At 72.0% G+C, this 22,202-nt stretch carries 21 protein-coding genes; 11 read left to right on the top strand and 10 right to left on the bottom strand.

Annotated elements, in window-relative coordinates; genetic code table 11:
• Positions 1-28: 28 nt before the first annotated feature.
• Positions 29-433: a pyrophosphohydrolase domain-containing protein gene (locus CCN42_RS09090; protein ID WP_086734414.1), complete on the bottom strand. Its 405-nt coding sequence runs from the start codon at positions 431-433 to the stop codon at positions 29-31.
• Between the two features lie 87 nt (positions 434-520).
• Here CCN42_RS09090 and CCN42_RS09085 point away from each other — a divergent pair, with 87 nt between their 5' ends.
• Positions 521-1,513 (top strand): TAXI family TRAP transporter solute-binding subunit, encoded by a 993-nt coding sequence (locus tag CCN42_RS09085; protein ID WP_086734412.1) that lies wholly within the window; start codon positions 521-523, stop codon positions 1,511-1,513.
• Between the two features lie 76 nt (positions 1,514-1,589).
• Here CCN42_RS09085 and CCN42_RS09080 read toward each other — a convergent pair whose 3' ends face one another.
• Positions 1,590-2,981 carry a sensor histidine kinase gene (locus CCN42_RS09080; RefSeq protein ID WP_086734410.1) on the bottom strand — a complete coding sequence of 464 codons (1,392 nt, stop codon included), beginning with the start codon at positions 2,979-2,981 and terminating at the stop codon, positions 1,590-1,592.
• A 9-nt stretch (positions 2,982-2,990) separates the two neighbouring features.
• Positions 2,991-3,677, bottom strand: a complete 687-nt coding sequence (locus tag CCN42_RS09075; RefSeq protein ID WP_086734408.1) for a response regulator transcription factor — start codon at positions 3,675-3,677, stop codon at positions 2,991-2,993.
• A gap of 292 nt (positions 3,678-3,969) precedes the next feature.
• On the opposite strand from CCN42_RS09075, the gene CCN42_RS09070 reads away from it, so the two are divergent.
• From CCN42_RS09070 to CCN42_RS09040, 8 genes are all read left to right on the top strand, one after another.
• A complete protein-coding gene (locus CCN42_RS09070; RefSeq protein ID WP_086168967.1) occupies positions 3,970-4,746 on the top strand; it encodes an amino acid ABC transporter ATP-binding protein in 777 nt (258 codons plus the stop codon).
• Positions 4,747-4,862: 116 nt separating this feature from the next.
• Complete coding sequence (locus CCN42_RS09065; protein WP_086168968.1) at positions 4,863-5,711, top strand: glutamate ABC transporter substrate-binding protein; 849 nt, start codon at positions 4,863-4,865, stop codon at positions 5,709-5,711.
• Positions 5,712-5,825: 114 nt separating this feature from the next.
• Complete coding sequence (locus tag CCN42_RS09060) at positions 5,826-6,503, top strand: amino acid ABC transporter permease (RefSeq protein ID WP_086734406.1); 678 nt, start codon at positions 5,826-5,828, stop codon at positions 6,501-6,503.
• The gene (locus tag CCN42_RS09055; RefSeq protein ID WP_086734404.1) at positions 6,500-7,408 is read left to right on the top strand and encodes an amino acid ABC transporter permease; all 909 of its coding nucleotides are present in this window, start codon (positions 6,500-6,502) and stop codon (positions 7,406-7,408) included. The genes CCN42_RS09060 and CCN42_RS09055 overlap by 4 nt, the downstream gene beginning before the upstream one ends.
• 177 nt (positions 7,409-7,585) lie before the next feature.
• Positions 7,586-9,238 carry an FAD-dependent monooxygenase gene (locus CCN42_RS09050; RefSeq protein ID WP_086734402.1) on the top strand — a complete coding sequence of 551 codons (1,653 nt, stop codon included), beginning with the start codon at positions 7,586-7,588 and terminating at the stop codon, positions 9,236-9,238.
• A gap of 23 nt (positions 9,239-9,261) precedes the next feature.
• Entirely contained in the window at positions 9,262-9,408 is a 147-nt protein-coding gene (locus CCN42_RS46095) for a putative leader peptide (RefSeq protein WP_422641150.1), read from the top strand.
• Between the two features lie 88 nt (positions 9,409-9,496).
• Positions 9,497-10,045 (top strand): cupin domain-containing protein, encoded by a 549-nt coding sequence (locus tag CCN42_RS09045; protein ID WP_086734400.1) that lies wholly within the window; start codon positions 9,497-9,499, stop codon positions 10,043-10,045.
• Positions 10,042-10,443 carry a rhodanese-like domain-containing protein gene (locus CCN42_RS09040; RefSeq protein ID WP_086734398.1) on the top strand — a complete coding sequence of 134 codons (402 nt, stop codon included), beginning with the start codon at positions 10,042-10,044 and terminating at the stop codon, positions 10,441-10,443. The genes CCN42_RS09045 and CCN42_RS09040 overlap by 4 nt, the downstream gene beginning before the upstream one ends.
• A gap of 301 nt (positions 10,444-10,744) precedes the next feature.
• Here the strand turns inward: CCN42_RS09040 and recX are convergent, their stop codons facing one another.
• The 4 genes from recX to CCN42_RS09020 all read right to left on the bottom strand — a co-directional run bounded on the left by recX (position 10,745) and on the right by CCN42_RS09020 (position 14,512).
• Entirely contained in the window at positions 10,745-11,512 is a 768-nt protein-coding gene (recX, locus tag CCN42_RS09035) for a recombination regulator RecX (protein ID WP_086734396.1), read from the bottom strand.
• 4 nt (positions 11,513-11,516) lie between these two features.
• Entirely contained in the window at positions 11,517-12,647 is a 1,131-nt protein-coding gene (gene recA / locus CCN42_RS09030) for a recombinase RecA (RefSeq protein WP_086734394.1), read from the bottom strand.
• A gap of 365 nt (positions 12,648-13,012) precedes the next feature.
• A complete protein-coding gene (locus CCN42_RS09025; RefSeq protein ID WP_211294663.1) occupies positions 13,013-14,257 on the bottom strand; it encodes an AI-2E family transporter in 1,245 nt (414 codons plus the stop codon).
• A gap of 60 nt (positions 14,258-14,317) precedes the next feature.
• Complete coding sequence (locus CCN42_RS09020) at positions 14,318-14,512, bottom strand: DUF3046 domain-containing protein (protein WP_086168977.1); 195 nt, start codon at positions 14,510-14,512, stop codon at positions 14,318-14,320.
• A gap of 80 nt (positions 14,513-14,592) precedes the next feature.
• On the opposite strand from CCN42_RS09020, the gene CCN42_RS09015 reads away from it, so the two are divergent.
• Complete coding sequence (locus CCN42_RS09015; protein WP_086734392.1) at positions 14,593-15,537, top strand: hypothetical protein; 945 nt, start codon at positions 14,593-14,595, stop codon at positions 15,535-15,537.
• 90 nt (positions 15,538-15,627) lie between these two features.
• Here the strand turns inward: CCN42_RS09015 and CCN42_RS09010 are convergent, their stop codons facing one another.
• The 3 genes from CCN42_RS09010 to CCN42_RS09000 are packed head-to-tail and all read right to left on the bottom strand — an operon-like array spanning position 15,628 to position 17,515.
• Positions 15,628-15,936 carry an AzlD domain-containing protein gene (locus tag CCN42_RS09010; RefSeq protein ID WP_086734390.1) on the bottom strand — a complete coding sequence of 103 codons (309 nt, stop codon included), beginning with the start codon at positions 15,934-15,936 and terminating at the stop codon, positions 15,628-15,630.
• Complete coding sequence (locus CCN42_RS09005) at positions 15,933-16,655, bottom strand: AzlC family ABC transporter permease (RefSeq protein ID WP_086734388.1); 723 nt, start codon at positions 16,653-16,655, stop codon at positions 15,933-15,935. The genes CCN42_RS09010 and CCN42_RS09005 overlap by 4 nt, the downstream gene beginning before the upstream one ends.
• Positions 16,652-17,515, bottom strand: a complete 864-nt coding sequence (locus tag CCN42_RS09000; RefSeq protein WP_086734386.1) for an AraC family transcriptional regulator — start codon at positions 17,513-17,515, stop codon at positions 16,652-16,654. Before CCN42_RS09000 ends, CCN42_RS09005 begins: the two co-directional genes overlap by 4 nt.
• Positions 17,516-17,642: 127 nt before the next feature.
• Here CCN42_RS09000 and CCN42_RS08995 point away from each other — a divergent pair.
• A partial coding sequence (locus CCN42_RS08995) for an ATP-dependent helicase (RefSeq protein WP_211294662.1) occupies positions 17,643-22,202 on the top strand: 4,560 nt, incomplete at its 3' end.

Raw genomic sequence — 22,202 nt, 5'->3', positions numbered from 1 at the left:
CGCTCGGGAGTCCTCCCGAGCGCCGGCCTCAGGAGGACTCCGCCCGCCACCCCTGCCGCCGGAGCACCGCCGGCACGTCCGGCGCCTCGTAGTGCTCGCCCTTGAGGACCTTGCCGTCGGCTCGGCGCGAGACCGTGCCGTCGGGGCCCAGCTTGGTCATGTTGGAGCGGTGGATCTCGGCGATCACCTGGTCCAGGTCGATGCCGTGGACGAGGGCGGTGCCGTACGCCACGTAGACCACGTCGGCCAGTTCGTGCGCGAGCCGGTCCAGTGGGCCGGTTGCCGAGACCTCGGCGACCTCCGCGGCCTCCTCGGCCAGCAGTTCGCCTCTGTGCGCGGCCAGCTCCGGGGAGACCTCGGTCGGCGTGCTGCGGACGTCGAGACCGAGAGCGAGGTGGAACGCGCGGACCAGATCGGCGGGCGATGAGCTCATGCGTCCACCGTATCGGCCGCCTTTGGCAGGCCCCGCTGTGATTCCGGCCCTGGTCAGGTGGGCCCGCGGGCTGGCAGGATCTCGCGCATGCCCAAGCTTCTCCCCCGCGTCGGCCGCCGCCGGGCCCTGCAGAGCGCGACCGTCGGTGTCGTGGCTCTCGGCCTGCTGCTGTGGTGGCTGCTGCCCTTGGAGGAGGAGCCCCCGGGCGGGACGATCACGTTCAGCACGGGCACCCGCGCGGGGGTCTATTACGAGTACGGGGACCGGCTGCGCAAAGAGCTGGCCAAGGACATGCCGGACCTCGAGGTGGAACTGCTCACCAGCGCGGGTTCGCAGGAGAACGTCGCGCGTGTGGCCACCGGGAAGGCCGACTTCACCATCGCCGCCGCCGACGCGGTGGAGACCTACAAGCTCGGCGGGGAGGGTGCCGACCGGCTGCGCGGGGTCGCCCGCCTGTACGACGACTATGTGCAGCTCGTCGTCGCGCCGAACTCGGAGATCCGGTCCGTCGCCGACCTGCGGGGCAAGCGGGTGGCCATAGGGCTGCCCGACTCGGGGGTGCGGCTGATCGCCAACCGGGTGCTCAGGGCGGCCGGTCTCGACCCGGAGCACGACATCACGCCGTACTCGGACGGCATCGACACCGGGCCCAAGCAGCTGGGGAAGAAGCTCGACGCGTTCTTCTGGTCGGGCGGGCTGCCGACGGACGGTCTGCGCAAGCTCGCCAAGACCGAGTTGTTCCGGTTCATCCCGATCGACGCCGGTCTGGTCGCCGAGCTGCACCAGGAACGCGCCGCCACCCGGTACTACCGCGCCACCAGCATCCCCGAGTCGGCCTACCCGACGATCCAGAAGGGCGAGGCCGTGCCGACCATCGCCGTGTCCAACCTGCTGATCACCCGCAAGGACATGGATCCCGAGCTGACCGAGTGGCTGACCCGGGCCGTGATCAGGAGCCGCGACCGCATCGGGGCCCACGTCCACTCCGCCCAGCTGGTCGACCTGCGCACCGCGATCTACACCGATCCGCTGAGCCTGCACGAGGGCGCGCGGCGCTACTACCGCTCGGTGAAGCCGTAACGGGCCTGCGCGCGGTGAAAGCCGTGGACGCGGCTCCCGTGCGGTGGCTCATCCCGCCCGGCCAGGTTCTTCCCGGTCACGCCGCGGGCCCGCTCCGCGGCACCCGCAGCGTCACCCTGAGCCCGTGCGGCTCGTGATGGTCGTAGGTGATCGAGCCGCCCGCCGAGGCGAGCAGCGCCCGCGTGATGGACAGACCGAGGCCGGAGCCCTTGACGTTCTGGTGGCGGCCGCTGCGCCAGAAACGGTCGCCCACGCGGGTCAGCTCCTCATCGGTGAGACCCGGCCCGTGGTCCGCGACCACGACGGTCGAGGTGTCACCGTTGGACGCCACGCTCACCTCCACGCGCTCGCCCGCCGGAGTGAACTTCAGCGCGTTGTCGATCACCGCGTCCAGCGCGCTGGACAGGGTGACCGCGTCGGCCCAGGCAGTGGTGGGCGGGCAGTCGGCCGCCAGCCGTACGCCCTTGGCCTCGGCGGTGGGCGCCCAGGCCGCCACCCGTTCGGCGGTGAGCGCGCCGATGTCGGTGAGTTCCAGGTCGGCCTCGGCGTGCTCGGCGAGCGCCAGGCCGAGCAGGCCGTCGAGCACCTGGGCGAGGCGCTTGCCCTCGGCCTGCACGGAGGCGATCTCCTCGTTGCCCTCCGGCAGCTCCAGCGCCAGCAGCTCGATGCGCAGCAGCAGCGCCGCGAGCGGGTTGCGCAACTGGTGGGAGGCGTCGGCGACGAAGGCGCGCTGCTGTTCCAGGACATCCTCGACGTTGTCCACCATCTCGTTGAAGGACCGGGCCAGCCGGCGCAGCTCCGGCGGCCCGCTCGCCACCGCCACCCGGGACTTCAGCCGCCCCGTGGCGATGTCGTGGGTGGTGGCGTCCAGTACGCGTACGGGCTTGAGCACCCAGCCGGTCAGCCGCAGCGCGGCGCCCACGGCCAGCAGCATCGCGGCGGTCTCCCCCGCAGCGATGACCAGCCAGCCGCGCAGGATCCGTGACCGCATCTGGCCGGTGGGCGAGTCGGTGACCACCACCGCGATGACATCGCCGTCCCGGATCACCGGCGAGGCGACGACCAGGCGGTGCCGCTCCCAGGGCCACACCTGTCGCGGATCGTGGCTGCGGCGGCTGAGGAACGCCTCGTCGAACGCCGCCCGCACCTCACCCGATCGGGGGAGCAACCAGTCGTCCGGCGCATGGGCCATGGGGGTGCTGTCGCGGTAGAAGACACCGGCACGAATGCCGTAGACCTTGTAGTAACTCATCAGCTCGCGCTTCAGCGTCTCGCGACGCTCGTCCTCGACGGCGGGCGGAGCGGTGACGAACTGCGCGAGGGCCGCGAACCGCGCGGTGTCGTCGATCCGGTCGACGACCACCTTCTGCTGCTGGGCCGCGGCCAGGCTGACGGCGAGCGGAAGACCGAGCGCCAGCAGTACGGCCGCCATCAGGACGATGAGCAGCGGCAGGAGACGTGTGCGCACCCTGCCCCGCTACGCGCCCGGGGCGACGAGCCGGTAGCCGACGCCGCGCACGGTCTCGATGAGCGCCGGCATGCGCAGCTTGGCCCGCAGGGACGCGACATGCACCTCCAGGGTGCGGCCGGTCCCCTCCCAGCTGGTGCGCCAGACCTCGCTGATGATCTGCTCCCGCCGGAAGACCACGCCCGGGCGCTGCGCCAGCAGGGCGAGGAGGTCGAACTCCTTGCGGGTCAGCTGGACGACCGACCCGTCGACGCTGACCTGGCGCGTGGGCAGCTCGATCCGGACGGGCCCCAGGTGGAGGGCGGTCTCGATGGGGCCGGTGGCGTCCTCGTGGACCGAGCGCCGGCTGACCGCGTGGATCCGGGCGAGCAGCTCCCCGGTGTCGTACGGCTTGACCACGTAGTCGTCGGCCCCGAGGTTGAGGCCGTGGATGCGGGAGCGCACGTCGGACCGCGCGGTGACCATGATCACCGGGGTGGCGGTGCGCTTGCGGATCTTGCTGCACACCTCGTACCCGTCCTGGTCGGGCAGGCCGAGGTCGAGCAGGACGACGCCGAAACCCGCGCCCTCGGGCACCAGGGCCTGCAGGGCCTCCTCGCCGCTGCGGGCGTGGGTGACGTCGAAGCCGTGCCGCGCAAGGACCGCGGACAGAGCAGTGGCGACATGGTTGTCGTCCTCGACGAGGAGCAGTCTCATCCCGGCCCCCTTCGGTTCATCGGCTGGTTGGATCCGCTGGCTGTAATCGCGTGCACGCGCGCGCGGCATGCACCATGGCAGTCACGCTGATGGATGACGACGGCGTCAAGAGGGTTCCGGTTGCCGGGCCACCGAAGTTATCCGGCCGATACGCTCGCAGGTCACAAGTGCTACGACAGGTGTCCGATTGCTATCGGATCGTGATGCTCAGATTCCCCTCAGATGTAATGACGCAGGTCGCGTAGGGTTACTAGTGTCCTCCGAAACCCGAGGAGGACGGAGCCAGCAAGCGATGACCGAAGTATCGGTGGCCAAGGAAGATGTGGCCGCGCCCGGCGAACTGGTCGTCCTGAAGAGCGTCAACAAGCACTTCGGCGCGTTGCACGTACTCCAGGACATCGATCTGACGATCGCCCGCGGCGAAGTCGTCGTGGTCATCGGGCCCTCCGGGTCCGGGAAGTCCACCCTGTGCCGCACCATCAACCGCCTGGAGACGATCGACTCCGGCACGATCTCGATCGACGGCAAGCCCCTGCCCCAGGAGGGCAAGGAGCTCGCCCGGCTGCGGGCCGACGTCGGGATGGTGTTCCAGTCCTTCAATCTCTTCGCGCACAAGACCGTGCTCGAGAACGTGATGCTCGGCCAGATCAAGGTCCGCAAGGCGGACAAGAAGAAGGCCGAGGAGAAGGCGCGCGCCCTGCTGGACCGGGTCGGCGTGGCCAGCCAGGCGGACAAGTACCCCGCGCAGCTCTCCGGCGGCCAGCAGCAGCGTGTCGCCATCGCGCGTGCCCTCGCCATGGACCCCAAGGTCATGCTCTTCGACGAGCCGACGTCGGCGCTCGACCCGGAGATGATCAACGAGGTCCTCGAGGTCATGCAGCAGCTCGCCCGTGAGGGCATGACCATGATCGTGGTGACCCACGAGATGGGCTTCGCACGATCGGCCGCGAACCGCGTGGTCTTCATGGCGGACGGCCGCATCGTCGAGGAGGCCGCGCCCGACCAGTTCTTCAGCAACCCGCGCAGCGATCGTGCCAAGGACTTCCTGTCGAAGATCCTGCACCACTGACCCGGCCTCGTCGCCCGCGCGACGAGCAGCGTCACCCCCGCACCGGACGGCCCGCACCACCGGTACCACCGCACCGGACGGCCCGCGTCCCCTTCACCACGCAAAGGATGTTCACCATGAAGCTCCGCAAGGTCACCGCCGCGGCCGCGGCCGCGCTCGTCCTGTCGATCACCGCGACCGCCTGCGGCGGCGACGGCGACAAGGACAACAACGGCGGCTCGGGTTCCGGCGGCGGCGACAAGATCAAGATCGGCATCAAGTACGACCAGCCCGGTCTCGGTCTGAAGGAGCCCGACGGTTCCTTCTCCGGCTTCGACGTCGACGTGGCGACGTACGTGGCCAAGGAGCTCGGCTACGAGCCCGACCAGATCGAGTGGGTCGAGACCAAGAGCGCCGACCGTGAGAACGCGCTGTCCCGCGGCGACGTCAAGTTCATCGCCGCGACCTACTCCATCACCGACGAGCGCAAGGAGAAGGTCGACTTCGCGGGTCCGTACCTGCTGGCTCACCAGGACCTGCTGGTGAAGAAGGACTCGGACATCAAGGAGGGCACCGACCTCAACGGCAAGAAGCTCTGCTCGGTGACCGGTTCCACCTCGGCGCAGAACGTCAAGGACACGATCGCTCCGAAGGCGCAGCTGAAGCAGGTCGGCACCTACTCCGAGTGCCTCGCCGCCCTGCAGAGCGGTGCGGTGGACGCGCTGACGACCGACGACTCCATCCTCGCCGGCTTCGCCGCCCAGAAGCAGTACCAGGGCCAGTTCAAGCTCGCCGGCCTGAAGCTGAGCAACGAGAACTACGGCATCGGCGTCAAGAAGGGCGACACCGAGACCGTGAACAAGATCAACGACGCGCTGGAGAAGATGGTCAGCGACAAGGCCTGGGACAAGGCGGTCCAGGAGAACTTCGGCCCGGCCGACTACAAGAACGAGCCGGCCCCGAAGATCGGCAACATCGTCAAGTAAGCCAGGCCCGTCCAGTAACGCGGGGTTTCTGAGGCGTGCCGCCGTCCGCTGCGATCAGGGCGGCGGCGCGCCGCGTCCGCCACGTACGCCACACACCCGGAAGCGCGGGAGATCGTGTTCGACTTTATTTCTGACTATGACGATCCAACCTTGTTGGGTGCCTTCTGGGTGACGGTGCAGCTCACCGTGTTCTCGGCCATCGGCTCCCTGATCTGGGGCACCCTGCTGGCGGCGATGCGGGTCAGCCCGGTGCCGCTGATGCGCGGGTTCGGCACCGCCTACGTGAACATCGTCCGGAACATCCCGCTCACCGTCATCGTCGTCTTCTCCTCGCTCGGCCTCGCCGACATCTTCGGCGTGACCATGGGCGCACCGGACGACTTCGAGCTCCAGGGCTTCCGCCTCGCGGTGATCAGTCTCGTCGCCTACACCGCGGCCTTCGTGTGCGAGGCGCTGCGCTCCGGCATCAACACGGTGCCGGTCGGGCAGGCCGAGGCGGCCCGCGCCATCGGCCTGAGCTTCAGTCAGGTGCTGCGACTGATCGTGCTGCCGCAGGCATTCCGTTCGGTCATCGGCCCGCTCGCCAACGTGCTGATCGCGCTGACGAAGAACACGACGGTGGCGGCGACCATCGGTGTGGCGGAGGCCGCGCTGCTGATGAAGGAAATGATCGAGAACGAGGCTCAGACGGTGCTCATCGGCGCGGTCTTCGCCTTCGGTTTTGTGGTACTGACCCTGCCCACCGGCCTGATCCTCGGCTGGCTGAGCAAGCGACTGGCGGTGAAGCGGTGACCTCGGTTCTCTACGACGCCCCCGGCCCCCGGGCCAAGCGGCGCAACATCATCTTCTCGGTCGTCTTCTTCACCCTGCTGGCCCTCCTGCTGTGGTGGGTCTACACGGTGATGGACGACAAGGGGCAGCTGGAGTGGGCCCTGTGGAAGCCGTTCACGCAGTCCGAGGCCTGGACGACGTATCTGCTCCCCGGTCTCGCCGACACCCTCAAGGCGGCGGGGCTGGCCATGGTCATCGCCCTCCCGCTGGGTGCCTTCTTCGGTATCTCCCGCCTCTCCGACCACGTCTGGGTACGCATCCCGGCCGGCGCGGTGATCGAGTTCTTCCGGGCCATCCCGGTCCTGCTGCTGATGCTGTTCGCCAACGAGTTCTACTCCCGCTACACGGACGTCAGCAGCGAGGACCGGCCGCTGTACGCGGTGGTCACCGGTCTCGTGCTCTACAACGCCTCGGTCCTCGCCGAGATCGTCCGCGCGGGCATCCTCTCGCTGCCCAAGGGACAGACGGAGGCGGCCCACGCGATCGGTCTGCGCAAGGGCCAGACGATGACCAACATCCTGCTGCCGCAGGCGGTCACGGCCATGCTTCCGGCGATCGTCACCCAGCTCGTCGTCATCGTGAAGGACACCGCGCTGGGCGGCGTGATGATCGGCTTCACCGAGCTGCTGAACACGCGCGGCACGCTGGCGGCCAACTACGCGAACGTCATCCCCAGCTTCATCGTCGTGGCGATCATCTACATCATCGTCAACTTCATCCTCACCAGCTTCGCGGGCTGGCTGGAGCAGAGGCTGCGGCGCAGCAAGCGGTCGACGGGTGCGGTGCTGGGCAAGGACGACGTCGAGGAGATGAACGCCGCGGAGGTCGGCGGGTCGTACGGCACCGGGGCGGGCGGCAGTATCTGACTGTCGGTCAATAGCCTCCTGTGACACGAGGGGCAGTGGCATGATCGCCACTGCCCCTCGTCACTTGACGCAAGCACCCGCAATAGGTTGCATACGTTCTGTGATCGTGCACCCTGCTCCACCTTCCTGTTCACATACGTCCCTCAGGACACCGCCACGGGCAGGGGGCGCCGCGCCGTGGACCCGGTGATCATCGTCGGAGCGGGGCCCGTCGGGCTCACGCTCGCCCTGGCGCTGGCGCGTCAGGAGGTGCCGTCCGTCGTCCTCGACGAGGGGCCGGGCAAGGACGAGCCACGGCTCGCGCGCACCGTCGTGCTGCGTGAGGACACCGCCGCGCTGATCGAACGGCTGACCGGTGTGCCGCTCGACGACGCCGGCGCCCGCTGGGCCGGATGGCGGTCGATGCGGCGCAAGCAGGTGATGCGGGAGATCACTTTCGACGAGGCCCCCGAGGACGCGGAGGTGGCCGGGGACCCGCAGGCGCCCGCGCCCCTCACTCCCCCGCTGCACGTCGCCCAGCACGTGCTCACGGGCGCCCTGCATGCCGCCCTCGCCAGGGAACGGCTGGTCAAGATCGCTGTGGACAGCCGGCTGGACGCCGTCGAGCAGGAGACCTCGGGCGTCACCGCGCACACCCGGGGCCCCAGCGGCACCTGGTGGCGCGGCAGTCACCTGGTCGGCTGCGACGGCCCGCGCTCGACGGTGCGCAAGCTGCTGGACATCCGCTTCCCCGGCCGTACGGCGGTGGAACGTCACGCCGTCGCCGCGCTGCGGACGGAACTACCGTGGCCGGGTCAGGCGTTGCTCCACCGGATGCCGCCGTGGCGGTCGTCGGGCTCCTCGGCCGGGGAGGTGACCGGGCGCCCGCTCCCGGACGGCGTCTGGCGACTGGACTGGTTGCTGCCACCCGGCAAGGACCTGGTCACGCCCGAGCTTCTGCTGGCCCGCGTCCGGGAAACCCTGACCGGCTGGACGGGAGAAACGTCACCCTCGTACGAACTGCTGGACACCGGCGTCCATGTCGTCCACCACCGTCTGGCCCGCCGCTGGCGGGTGGGCCGGGTCTTCCTCGCCGGGGACGCGGCGCACCTGCTCGGCGCGCTCGGCACCCACGGTCTGGACGAGGGACTGCGGGACGCCGACAACCTCGCCTGGAAGCTGGCGCTGGCCTGGCACCACGGGCCGCACGAGGCACTGCTGGACAGCTACCAGGCGGAGCGGCGCGCGGTCGTCGCCGCCCGGTTGCGCGCCGCCGACCAGGCGCTGCCGCTGGTGCGCGGCGGCAAGGGGCTGCGCTCGTACGTGCCCGGGGCCGCCCGCGGTCATGACGCGCTGCTGACGGACGGGCACCTGGGCAGCGGGCCGCTCGGTGCTCCGGCCGGTTACGCCGACTCCCCGCTCGCGCCCCGGCACATCGAGGCCGAGGTCCCCGTCGGCACTCCGCCGGGTGCGCCGGTCACCGATGTGGTGGTCACGGCGGAGGACGGCTCGTTCGTGCGACTCCGGGACCGGCTGGGCCGAGGCGCGTTGCTCGTCGTGCTCGTCGCGCCGGGCACGGGCGTGTGGGAGCGCAGGCACTGGGTGACGGCCGGGATCATGCCCCGGCTCGCGGCGGCGGTGACGGCCCTGCCGCACCGGGCCGAGCTGCTGGTCGCCGAGAGCTACCCCGGTGCGGCCGCCCACACCGTGCTGCTCGTGCGGCCCGACGGTCATCTGGTCACGGCACTGAACGGGGTGCGTCCCGCCGACCTCTACGCGGCGGCCGAGGCGACGCTCGGCGGCCCGGTGCGGGCGAAGGAGGAGGCGGAGGCCGGGGCGGGCTCGCGCTGAGCCCGCCCCGGCCGACCGTCACCGTGTGTCCGCATGGTGACAGCGAGTTGACCCGCTCGGACCGGCGTGGTGTACTCCCGATCGTGACCGACACGTACGTGCGCCTGTGGCGGAGGGTCCATGTGGACCTCGTCCGTTATGCGGGCTGCGTGTGTCGGCCGTCCTGCTGAACTCGCCTTCCTCTCCCCGCCGCGCGCCGCCTAGGCGTTACCGAGGCGTTGCCGCGCGCGCTCACGCGAACTCACCAGGACGGTCCACGTGTCTGCCCTTTCCTCCTCCCGTTCCCTTTCCGCGCCCGTCCGCGGGCGCGTCCCCGCCCCCTCCCAGGCCGATCTGCTGGACTTCGCCCGGCGCACGGCCGCCGACACCGAGCTGATCGACTCACTTCCACTCGACCCGGAAGGCCGCACCTGGGTGCGGCTTCAGGGACCAGGCGGCAGTGAGGCCTGGCTGATCGGCTGGCCGCCCGGCACGGGCACCGGCTGGCACGACCACGCCGACTCCGTGGGCGCCTTCCTCACCGCGCGCGGTGAGCTGAAGGAGAACGCGCTCGCCGCCCGGCTGCCCACCGACGGCTGGAAGACCCTCGAACTCTCCGAGGACGTGGACCGGGAGCGCCGGCTGCCGGCCGGTCAGGGCCGTGCCTTCGGCCGCCACCACGTCCACGAGGTACTGAACGAGTCCACCGAGGAGCATGCGATCTCCGTGCACGCCTACTATCCGCCGCTGCCGCGGATCCGCCGTTACAGCCGCACCGGCCAGGTGCTGCGCCTGGAGCACGTGGAGCGTCCCGAGGACTGGCAGTGAGCGGGGCGCGCGAGGAGCCGGTCGGCATCGACACGTTGCTGGAGCGGGTACGGGCGCGCTACCGGCGGATCGAGCCGAAGGACGCGTACGACGCCCAGCAGACCGGTGAGGCGCTGCTGGTCGACATCCGGTACGCCGCCCTGCGGGAGCGGGACGGTCTGATCCCTGGTGCCCTCGTCGTGGAGCGCAACGAGCTGGAGTGGCGCCTGGACCCCTGGGGCAGTCACCGGCTGCCCGAGGCCACCGGCCATGACCTGCGGGTCGTGGTGCTGTGCAACGAGGGTTACGCGTCGAGCCTCGCCGCCGAGTCGCTGCACCGGCTGGGACTGCACCGGGCCACGGACCTGGTGGGCGGGTTCCAGGCGTGGCGGGCGGCGGGGCTGCCGGTGGTCGTCTAGGACGGGTTTCAGGAGCGGCCGGCGGGACGGGTGGGTGTCGTCCCGCCGCCCTCGACGCGATGGTCGGCCCACGAACGGGATCGTCGCCCTCAACGTGACGGTCGGTCCGAACACGATCGGCGCCGCCTCGCGTCCACCGTGCCCGGCGCCCCCTCGCGTCCACCGTGCCCGGCGCCGGCGCGTCCGTCCACCGTTCCGGGGCGGCCAGGTGTCCACCCCGCCTTGTCGCCTACTCACCGGGCCCGCCGATCGGGCCGTCGCGTCGTGCCGCCGTGCCGAAGCCCACTCCCACGCGTCGGCGTCAGAACCCCTCGTCCTCCAGGAACTCCGTGGCCTCCCCCTCCTCCTCCAGCGCCTGCCGGACGACCCTCAGGGCCAGGCCCTCGGCGTAGCCCTTGCGGGCGAGCATCCCCGCGAGGCGGCGGAGGCGCTTGTCGCGGTCCAGGCCGCGAGTGGCACGCAGCTTGCGGGCGACCAGCTCCCGCGCGGTCGCCTCCTCCTGCTCCGCGTCGAGCTGACCGACCGCCGCGTCGATCAGCGTGGAGTCGACGCCCTTGGTCCGCAGCTCCCGCGCGAGCGCCCGTCTGGCCAGCCCGCGGCCGTGATGCCGGGACTCCACCCAGGCGTCCGCGAAGGCGCTGTCGTCGATCAGGCCGACCTCTTCGAACCGCGACAGCACCTCCTCGGCGACGTCGTCCGGGATCTCCCGCTTGCGCAGCGCGTCCGCGAGTTGCTTGCGGGTGCGCGGGGTCCCGGTGAGCAGGCGCAGGCAGATCGCCCGTGCCCGCTCGACCGGGTCCCCTGAGGACTCCTCCTTCTCGGCCCTCGACGAGGAAGAGGAGCCCCCGTCCTCGGCGGACGGTTCTCCGAAGCCGCGCCGTCGGCGCCCTCTTCGTGAGCCGCCCGCGCCGCGCCGGGCACCCGCGTTCGTCCCCGCACCGGGGTACGGGGCCGCGTCCGGCCGGCCGTCGCCGTGTCCGGCAGTGTGCCTTTCGCCCTCGATCCCCGGCTCCGGCTCCCGCGGGACGCCGGGGTGGGCGTACTCGGTCCAGTCGGTTCGCCGTGTCACGGGCTCAGCTCTTGGCGGCCGCGGCAGCCTTGGTCTTGGCCGTCTTCGCCGCCGCCGGGACGGGGACCGACTTCGCGGCGTCGTCCGTGGCGGTGGCGACCGCGGCGTCCGCACCCGGCTCGCTCGCCGGCTCCTCGGGCCGCACGCCGACGCCCAGCTTCTCCTTGATCTTCCTTTCGATCTCGTTCGCCAGGTCGGGGTTGTCCTTGAGGAAGTTGCGCGCGTTCTCCTTGCCCTGGCCGAGCTGGTCGCCCTCGTACGTGTACCAGGCGCCGGCCTTGCGGACGAAGCCGTGCTCCACGCCCATGTCGATCAGACCGCCCTCGCGGCTGATGCCCTGGCCGTAGAGGATGTCGAACTCGGCCTGCTTGAAGGGCGGCGCGACCTTGTTCTTGACGACCTTGCAGCGGGTGCGGTTGCCGACCGCCTCCGTGCCGTCCTTCAGGGTCTCGATGCGGCGGATGTCGATACGCACCGAGGCGTAGAACTTCAGCGCACGGCCACCGGTCGTGGTCTCCGGGGAGCCGAACATCACGCCGATCTTCTCGCGGAGCTGGTTGATGAAGATGGCGGTGGTCTTGGACTGGTTGAGCGCGCTGGTGATCTTCCGCAGGGCCTGGCTCATCAGGCGGGCCTGCAGACCCACGTGGCTGTCGCCCATCTCGCCCTCGATCTCCGCGCGCGGGACGAGCGCGGCGACGGAGTCGATGACGATCAGGTCGAGGGCACCGGAGCGGACCAGCATGTCCACGATCTCCAGGGCCTGCTCGCCGTTGTCGGGCTGGGAGAGGATGAGGTTGTCGATGTCGACGCCGAGCTTTCGCGCGTACTCGGGGTCGAGGGCGTGCTCCGCGTCCACGAAGGCGACCTGGCCGCCGGCCTTCTGGGCGTTGGCCACGGCGTGCAGGGTCAGCGTGGTCTTACCGGAGGACTCCGGCCCGTAGATCTCCACCACACGGCCGCGGGGCAGACCGCCCACGCCGAGGGCCACGTCGAGCGCGGTCGACCCGGTCGGGATGACCTCGATGGGCTCCCTGGACCGCTCGCCCATGCGCATGACCGCGCCCTTGCCGAATTGCCGTTCAATCTGCGCGAGGGCGGCGTCCAGGGCCTTCTCGCGGTCGGTTCCTGCCATGGGTTCCACCCGATTTGCTTGAGTCGATCGCTTCACGTCAAAGACGCTAACGCCTGCCACTGACAATGCGCCCCGACGCGGGTCCGGCCTGTGGATAACTCAGGCACTTCTCTATCCAAAGTAGGTTGAAACGCCCATCCAGAGCCTCGCCGGAGCCTCTATATGAATGGATGTTCGATTTTCGTGTCAAGCGAGGCACGCGGCCCGTCAGGCGTTGCGGACGCGCACCCGCCCACCCCGACAGAGGCGGCCGTCCGGCGCCTGAGCCGGCCCCTCAGCCCCTGCGCCCGGCCCGCCGGCCGGGCCACCGGCACCCGCGGACGGGGGCTGTCCGCCGCTCGACGAACACCGGCTCCGCCCAGCCCTCAGGAAGGCGGGCGCTCCGCCGGCCGCAGCCTCCGCCACACCCTCCGCAGGCGCACGATCGGACCGGGCCCGTTGCCCCGCCCGCGGTGGCCGTGGACCCGCGGGTCGTCCGTCACGGCGTACCGCTTCACATACGCCCCGAGGAACGCCTGGAGCGTGGCGATCGCCGGGATGGCGATCAGTGCGCCGACGGCGCCGAGCAGCGCGGTGCCGGCGACGACCGAGCCGAAGGCGACCGCAGGGTGGATGTCGACGGTCTTCGAGGTGACCTTGGGCTGCAGGACGTAGTTCTCGAACTGCTGGTAGATCACGACGAAGATCAGCACCCACAGCGCGTACCAGGGATCCACGGTGAACGCGATCAGCATGGGCAGGGCGCCCGCGAGATAGGTGCCGATGGTGGGGATGAACTGCGACACCAGGCCCACCCAGACGGCCAGCACGGGCGCGTAGGGCACGCCCAGGGCCTCCAGCAGCACATAGTGCGCGACGCCGGAGACGAGCGCCATCAGGCCGCGCGAGTACAGATAGCCGCCGGTCTTGTCCACGGCGATCTCCCACGCGCGCAGCACCTCGGCCTGCCGGGCCGGCGGCAGCACCGAGCAGATCGTCCGGCGCAGCCTCGGCCCGTCGGCGGCGAAGTAGAACGAGAACAGGCCGATCGTCAGCAGCTGGAACAGTCCTCCGAGGACCTGCGCCGACACGTCGAGCACACCGGTGGCGCTGTTCTGCACGTAGTTGCGCAGCCAGTCGGAGCGGAGCAGGCCTTCCTGGATGTCCACCCGCTTCAGATCGGTGCGGAAGTGGGTGTTGATCCAGTTGATCACCGAGTCGAGGTAGTCCGGGAAGCTCTCGACCATGGTGACGATCTGGCCCGCCAGCATGGACCCGAGCAGGGTGACGAAGCCGGCGGCCACCACGGTCACGGCGAGGAAGACCAGGAAGGTCCCGAACCCCCGGCGCATCCCGCGTGCGGCCATCCAGCTCACCGCCGGTTCGACGGCGAGGGCCAGGAAGAACGCGATCAGGATGTTGATCAGCAGGCCGGTGAGCTGGTGGAAGGCCCAGCTGCCGAGCTGGAACACGGCGATGAGCGCGAGCGCCAGCACCATGGCCCGCGGCAGCCACCGGGGCATGCGCGCGCCCGGCGCGGCGGCGCCGTCGGCCGGGGGCCGGCCGGGCGGCGTCGTACCGTTCGAGGATGCGTGCTGGGCTGCCTGCCCGATCTCGTCTGTGGATGCCACGGTGCAAGTCTCGCCCACGCCACCGACAGCCGGACGCCGTCCCGCGATCTTCGTGACCCGTCAGCGCTTCTCTTGTGGCACGTTCATGACGTCGCAGACCACACGCCACACGTCCTTGGCCTCCCAGCCGGAGGCCAGCGCCTCGTCGACGGTGCGTCCGCCCAGCTCCGACATCACGTGATCGCGCGCGAAGGTTTCGGCGTACCCCGTCCCGAAGTGCTCCGCCATCCGCTCCCAGAAGACCGTCAACCGCATGACACCAGTATCCCGCCCCTGAGAGTGGGCCCTGGCCGGGACCGCCTGCCGAGCCCTCTTTTCCCCCTACGGTCTGAGCCATGGCCGAAACAGGAGCATCCCCAGCCCCCTCGACGTCCCCGGCGCGGTCCCCGCTCTTCCGCGCCGAGCACTTCGTGTGGCTCACCGCGCGGGTGCTGGAACAGCGCCTCTTCGCATACCACTTCCTCAACGGTGGCGCCGACCCCGTGGAGACCGCACTGGACGCCTACCGCAATCAGGACGGCGGCTACGGACACGCCCTGGAACCCGATCTGCGAGGCCCGGTCAGCCAGCCGCTGCACACCGCGCGGGCGCTGCGCGTACTCGACTCGATCGGGCGCTGCGGCGGACAGCGCGTGGAGCGGGTCTGCCGCTACCTGACCTCGGTGTCCACGGCCGACGGAGCGCTGCCGGCCGTCCATCCCGGCCAACGCGGCTACCCGGCGGCCCCCTTCGTGCCGATCGTGGACGATCCGCCCAGCGAACTCCTCGCCACCGGTCCCGTCGTCGGCCTGCTGCACCGCAACGAGGTGTGGCACGCGTGGCTGTTCCGCGCCACGGACTTCTGCTGGCAGACCGTGGAGACCATGGAGCGGTCCCACCCGTACGAGATCCAGGCCGCCGTCGCCTTCCTGGACGCCGCTCCCGACCGCGCCCGCGCGGAGGCTGCCGCCGACCGCCTGGGCCGCCTGGTGCGCGACCACCGGCTCGCCGCCCTCGACCCGGAACACCTGGACGCCTACCCCGTGGCCCCCGGCTACGCCCCGGGCGAGCACCACTTCCCGCACGACTACGCGCGGACGCCGCGGTCCCTCGCGCGCGCCTGGTTCACCGACGACGAGATGGCGCGCTCCCTCGACCACCTGGCGGCCGAGCAGCAGGAGGACGGCGGCTGGCCGGTCCGCTGGCGTCAGTGGGCCCCCGCCCCCGCGCTGGAGGCGCGCCCCATGGTGACGATCGACGCCCTGCACACCCTCAGGGCGCACGGCCGTTCCATCGGCTGACGCGCGGCCGCCGCCCGGGGCCGGCAGAGGCCCCGGGGACCGGCCCGGCTCCACCGGCTCCCAGGGCGCACGGCCGCCCCCTCGGCCGGCTCACCCGCCCAGGGCGCGCACCCCCGCCGTCACCACCACGGCCGCCGCGACGACGAGCAGGAAGGGCGCGCGCAGCACGAGTGCCACACCGGCCGCGGCGACCCCCGCCGCCCTCGCGTCCAGCACCAGCGTCTGCCCGTCGGCGAAGGTCTGCTGGGCCGTGAGGGCGGCGAGGAGCGCGACGGGCAGCAGTGCGGCGAGCCGCCTGACGAGCGGCCGCTCCAGCACCCCGGCGGGGACCAGCAGCCCGGCCAGCTTGACGGCGTAGCAGCCCACGACCGTCGCTCCGATGGCGATCCAGGTGTTCACCGGTCCCCCGTTCCCCGGCGTCCCCGCGCCCACAGCACGGCCGGCGCGGCGAGAGCGGCCACGAGCACCGGCACTCCGGCGGGCAGCACGGGCAGCAGCCCCAGCCCCAGGACGACGGCGAGCCCGGCGACGGTCCGTTCGGTGCCCGTCCTGAGCATCGGCGCCAGCAGCGCCAGGAACACCGCGGGCCCGGCGGCGTCGAGCCCCCAGGCGTCGGTGTCACCGATGGCCTCGGCCCCGAGCGCCCCCAGCAGCGTGGTGAGGTTCCACAGCACGTAGAGGCTGAGCCCGGTGACGGCGAACCCGATTCGCGCGGCGCGCCGCGTGGGCTGTGCCAGCGCGACTGCCGCCGTCTCGTCGATCACCCACTGGGCGGCGAACGGCCGCACCGCGCGCGGGAGGGCGAGCACCTGGGAGAGCCGCAGCCCGTAGAAGGCGTTGCGCACCCCCAGGAAGAGCGCACCGGCGGCGGCCGTCACCGGATTCCCGCCGCCGGCGAGCGCCCCCACCAGCGCGAACTGGGACGCGCCGGTGAACACCAGCAGACTGAGCAGACATGTCTGCGGCAGGGTGAGCCCGCTGCCCGCCGAGGTCACTCCGAAGGCGAAGCCGGACAGTCCTACGGCGACTCCGACGCCCAGGGCGTCCCGTACGACGGCGGCGTCCGGCTTGTCCCCGTCATCGGCCCGTATGTCCGCGAAAGCTGTTTCTTCTGTCACCCGTCGGACGCTACGAGCGGCCGGCCCGGCGCGTCTTGTACGTTCTTGCGCTCCCGCTGGTACGCGCCCGGGGGGACCCCCACGATCCGGCTGAAGTGCCGGTTCAGATGCGGCTGGTCGGTGAAACCCACGGCGACGGCAGCCTCCGCGGGCGGGTGGCCCGCGTCCAGCATCCGCCGGGCCCGTCGCACACGCGCGTCGGTCAGCCAGGCGTGCGGCGGCATCCCGTACGCCGCCCGGAAGGCCCGCAGCAACGCGAAGGGACTGGTCCCCAGGTCCCCCGCCAGCTTCTCCAGGGTCGGCGGGTCGGCCATCCGCTCCTCCAGCACGGCCCGCGCCGCAGCCGCGCGCCGCGCCCCGGCCGTGCGCACCTCCCGCTGCGGCAGCGGTCCGCCGTTCAGCCGGAGCAGCCGCGTCACGGCCACCCGCAGCAGGGTGTCGGCGGCCAGCGCGTTCCCCTCGTCGGTGGCTCGCAGCACCTGGTGCACCAGTCCCACGGCGTACGGGTCGTCGAGCACCGGGCGGACGAACCCGGGAGTACCGCGGATCGAGGTGGTTTCGGTCGCGATCTCCGCCACGACCTCGGGCGACGGGTACACGGCCCCGTAGCGCCACCCCTCGGGCACCCCGGCCCTCCCCGTGTGCGGCGTGTCCGGATTCACCAGCGCCAGCGCCCCCGCCCCGGCGTACTGATCGGCACCGCGGTGATGGAAGACCTCGACCCCGTCCGCGATGGCGGCGATCACGAAATGCTCATGGGTGTGCCGCACGAACGTCTTGCGGACATACCGGGCCCGCAGCAGATCGACCCCGGGCAGCTCGGCGTACTGCCAGTGCCGCGCCCGCTCACTCGAACCCATGCGCCCATTGTCGGCGACACCCGGATCTGGATGCCCGCAGCGCCCGCGGGACCCGGGGGCCTCCAGGCGTTCACCCGCAAACCCCCAGCTCAGCCCGATTGTCAGTGGTGAGGTGCAGGATGGACGCATGGCCAGCTCCCGACACCAGGCCCTGGACGGCTTCTCCCCCGCGACCCGCGGTTGGTTCACGGGTGCCTTCTCCGCGCCCACCGCGGCCCAGGCGGGCGCGTGGAAGGCGATCCGTGAGGGCTCGGACGTCCTGGTGGTCGCGCCCACCGGCTCCGGCAAGACCCTGGCCGCCTTCCTCGCCGCCCTCGACCAGCTGGCCTCCACTCCCCCGCCGGCCGACCCGAAGAAGCGCTGCCGCGTCCTGTACGTCTCGCCGCTCAAGGCCCTGGCCGTCGATGTCGAGCGCAACCTCCGCAGCCCCCTCACCGGCATCCGCCAGGAAGCCGTCCGCCTCGGCCTGCCCGAGCCGGAGGTCAAGGTCGGCATCCGCTCCGGCGACACCCCCGCCGCCGAACGCCGCGCCCTGTCCACCCGCCCGCCGGACATCCTGATCACCACCCCCGAGTCCCTGTTCCTGATGCTGACCTCGGCCACGCGGGACGCGCTGACCGGCGTGGAGACGGTGATCCTGGACGAGGTGCACGCCGTCGCCGGCACCAAGCGCGGCGCCCATCTCGCCCTCTCCCTGGAGCGCCTGGACGAGCTGCTGCCGAGGCCGGCCCGCCGTATCGGCCTGTCGGCGACCGTCCGCCCGGTCGACGAGGTCGCCCGTTTCCTCGCCCCGCGCGGCAAGGTGGAGATCGTCCAGCCGAAGTCCGGCAAGGAGTTCGATCTCTCGGTGGTCGTCCCGGTCGAGGACCTGGGCGAGCTGGGCGGCTCCCCGGTCGCCGAGGGCGGCGAGGGTGGCGAGCGACCCTCGATCTGGCCGCATGTCGAGGAGCGGATCACCGACCTCGTCCAGTCCCACCGCTCCACGATCGTCTTCGCCAACTCCCGGCGCCTCGCCGAACGCCTCTGCAACCGGCTGAACGAGATCGCGTACGAACGGGCCACCGGCGAGCCCCTGGACGAGCATCACTCCCCCGCCGAGCTGATGGGCGGCTCGGGCGCCGCCCAGGGGGCCCCGCCGGTCATCGCGCGCGCCCACCACGGCTCGGTGTCCAAGGAGCAGCGCGCCCTGGTCGAGGAGGACCTCAAGGCGGGACGCCTCCCCGCCGTCGTCGCCACCTCCAGCCTCGAACTCGGCATCGACATGGGCGCGGTCGACCTGGTCGTCCAGGTCGAGTCCCCGCCCTCCGTGGCCTCCGGCCTGCAACGCGTCGGCCGCGCGGGACACCAGGTCGGCGCGGTCTCCACCGGCGTGGTCTTCCCGAAGTACCGCGGCGACCTGGTCCAGGCGGCCGTCGTCACCGAGCGCATGCGCACCGGGGCGATCGAGTCCCTGCGGATCCCCGCCAACCCGCTGGACGTGCTGGCCCAGCAGCTGGTCGCCATGACGGCGCTGGACACCTGGCAGGTGGACGACCTGCTCGCCACCGTCCGGCGCGCCGCCCCCTTCGCCTCGCTCCCCGAGTCGGCTTTCACCGCGGTCCTCGACATGCTCGCCGGGCGGTACCCGTCCGACGCCTTCGCCGAGCTGCGCCCGCGCGTGGTGTGGGACCGCGTGGCCGGCACGGTCACGGGTCGCCCCGGCGCCCAGCGCCTCGCCGTCACCTCCGGCGGCACCATCCCCGACCGCGGCCTCTTCGGCGTCTTCCTGGCCGGTGCCGACCCCAAGAAGGGCGGCGGCCGGGTCGGCGAGCTGGACGAGGAGATGGTCTACGAGTCCCGTGTGGGCGACGTCTTCACGCTCGGCACCAGCTCCTGGCGCATCGAGGACATCACCCGCGACCGGGTCCTGGTCTCCCCGGCGCCCGGCGTTCCCGGCCGGCTGCCCTTCTGGAAGGGGGACCAGCTGGGCCGCCCCCTGGAGCTGGGCCGCGCGGTGGGGGCGTTCCTGCGGGAGGTCGGCTCGCTGACCGAGGACGACGCCCGGCTGCGCCTGCTCGCCGCGGGCCTCGACGCCTGGGCCGCCGACAACGTGCTCGCCTACCTGGACGAACAGCGGGAGGCCTGCGGCCACATCCCGGACGACCGCACGATCGTCGTGGAGCGTTTCCGCGACGAGCTCGGCGACTGGCGGGTCGTCGTCCACTCCCCCTTCGGCGCCCAGGTCCACGCCCCCTGGGCGCTCGCACTCGGCGCCAGACTCTCCGAGCGGTACGGCATGGACGCCCAGGTCATGCACGCCGACGACGGCATCGTGCTGCGCCTGCCCGACGCCGACCTGCTGGGCATGGACCTGCTCGACCAGGAACCCATGAGGGCCGGGGCGGAGTACGACGCCGAGCAGGCACCGGTCGGCGCGGCGGACGTCGTCTTCGACAAGGGCGAGGTCGACCAGATCGTCACCGACCAGGTCGGCGGCTCGGCCCTGTTCGCGGCCCGCTTCCGCGAGTGCGCCGCCCGCGCGCTGCTGCTGCCGCGCCGCAACCCGGGCAAGCGCACCCCGCTGTGGCAGCAGCGGCAGCGCGCCTCCCAGCTGCTCCAGGTGGCGAGCGAGTTCGGCTCGTTCCCGATCGTCCTGGAGGCCGTCCGCGAATGCCTCCAGGACGTGTTCGACGTCCCCGGTCTCGTCGAGCTGATGGGCGACCTGGAGTCCCGCAAGGTCCGCCTGGTCGAGGTCACCACGCCCGAGCCGTCCCCGTTCGCCCGCTCCCTCCTCTTCGGGTACGTCGCCCAGTTCCTCTACGAGGGGGACTCACCGCTCGCCGAGCGCCGCGCGGCGGCCCTCTCGCTGGACTCGCGCCTGCTCGCCGAGCTGCTCGGCCAGGCGGAGCTGCGCGAGCTGCTCGACGCGGAGGTGCTGACCGAGCTGGAGCGGGAGCTGCAGTGGCTCACCGAGGACCGCCGGGTCAAGGACGTCGAGGGCGTCGCCGACCTGCTGCGGCTGCTCGGCCCGCTCACCGACGCCGAACTGGCCGAGCGGGGCGCCGAGCCCCAGTGGGCCCAGGAGCTGGCCGGGGCCCGCCGCGCGATCCGGGTGCGCATCGCCGGCGCCGGCCACTGGGCGGCGATCGAGGACGCGGGCCGCCTGCGCGACGCCCTCGGCACGGCCCTGCCCGTGGGTGTCCCGGAGGCCTTCACGGAACCGGTGAAGGATCCCCTGGGCGACCTCCTCGCCCGCTATGCCCGCACCCACGGCCCGTTCACCTCCACCACCGTGGCGGCCCGCTTCGGACTCGGCGTGGCGGTCACCGAGGGCGCCCTGCAACGCCTGGCGGCGTCCGGGCGGGTCGTCCAGGGCGAGTTCCACCCGGCGGGCATCGGCCAGGAGTGGTGCGACGCGGCCGTCCTGCGCCGTCTGCGCCGCCGCTCGCTCGCCGCCCTGCGGCACGAACTGGAGCCCGTGCCACCGCCCGCGCTGGCCCAGTTCCTCCCCCAGTGGCAGCACATCGGCCAGGGTCACGCCCTGCGCGGCATCGACGGACTGGTGCGTGCCGTCGAACAGCTCCAGGGTGCCTCCGTCCCGGCCTCCGCCCTGGAGAAGCTGGTCCTGCCGTCCCGGGTGGCCGGCTACGCCCCGGCGATGCTCGACGAACTCACCGCCGCGGGAGAAGTGGTGTGGGCCGGCGCCGGAGCCCTCCCCGGCAAGGACGGCTGGGTCTCCCTGTATCTCGCGGACGCGGCCCCCCTCCTGCTGCCGCCCGCGCATCCGCTCGAACTGACGGCTCTTCACCAGTCCGTCCTGGACACCCTCTCCGGGGGCTACGGCCTGTTCTTCCGCCAGATCGCCGACCAGGTCCGCGCCACCACCCACCCCGACGCCACGGACCCTCAACTGGCCGACGCCCTGTGGGACCTGGCCTGGTCCGGACGGCTGACCAACGACACGCTCGCCCCGATGCGCGCCCTGCTCGGCTCCGGCCGCACCGCGGGTTCCACGGCGCACCGGGCCAAGCGCGCCGTCCCGCGCGGTCGCTACGGCTCCCTCACGGCCGCCGCCCGTCCCGCGTCCCGCAGCGGCCCGCCGACCGTCGCCGGCCGCTGGTCCCTGCTCCCCGTGCGGGAGGGCGACACCACCGTGCGCGCCCACGCCCTGGCCCGCACCCTGCTCGACCGGCACGGTGTCGTGACCCGGGGCGCCGTGGCCGCCGAAGGCGTCGAAGGAGGCTTCTCGGCGGTGTACCGCATCCTGTCCGCCTTCGAGGAGAGCGGCCAGGCCCGGCGCGGCTATGTGGTGGAGGGGCTGGGCGCCGCCCAGTTCGCGATGGACGGCGCGGTGGACCGCCTGCGCGCGGTGGCCAACGCCCGCGAGCGCGACGCCGGCCGCCCCGACGCCGACTTCGCCCACGGCACCCCCGGACTCACTGGCACCGGCCCCGGCTCCGGGACCCCCTGGCCCACCGCAGCCGCCACGCCCGGCCTCGACGGCACCGGCGCGCCCGTGGGCGTGGACAGGGCGACCGCCGGCTTCCTCGACGGCGCCCGCCCGCTGGGCCCCTTCGAGGACCACGCGGCCACCTGGGACGACACCGCGGACGGAGGCGACCCCTTCGACACCCCGGCCGGTCACCCGCCGCCGGGCCAGTACGTCTCCCCCCGCGACCGGGCCCAGCCCTCCCCCGCCTGGCAGAAC

The sequence above is a fragment of the Streptomyces glaucescens genome, assembly GCF_002154375.1.
GTDB classification, from domain to species: Bacteria; Actinomycetota; Actinomycetes; order Streptomycetales; family Streptomycetaceae; genus Streptomyces; species Streptomyces glaucescens.
Note: the sequence above shows the minus strand (reverse complement) of the source record. Positions and strands in the feature narration are given on the sequence as shown.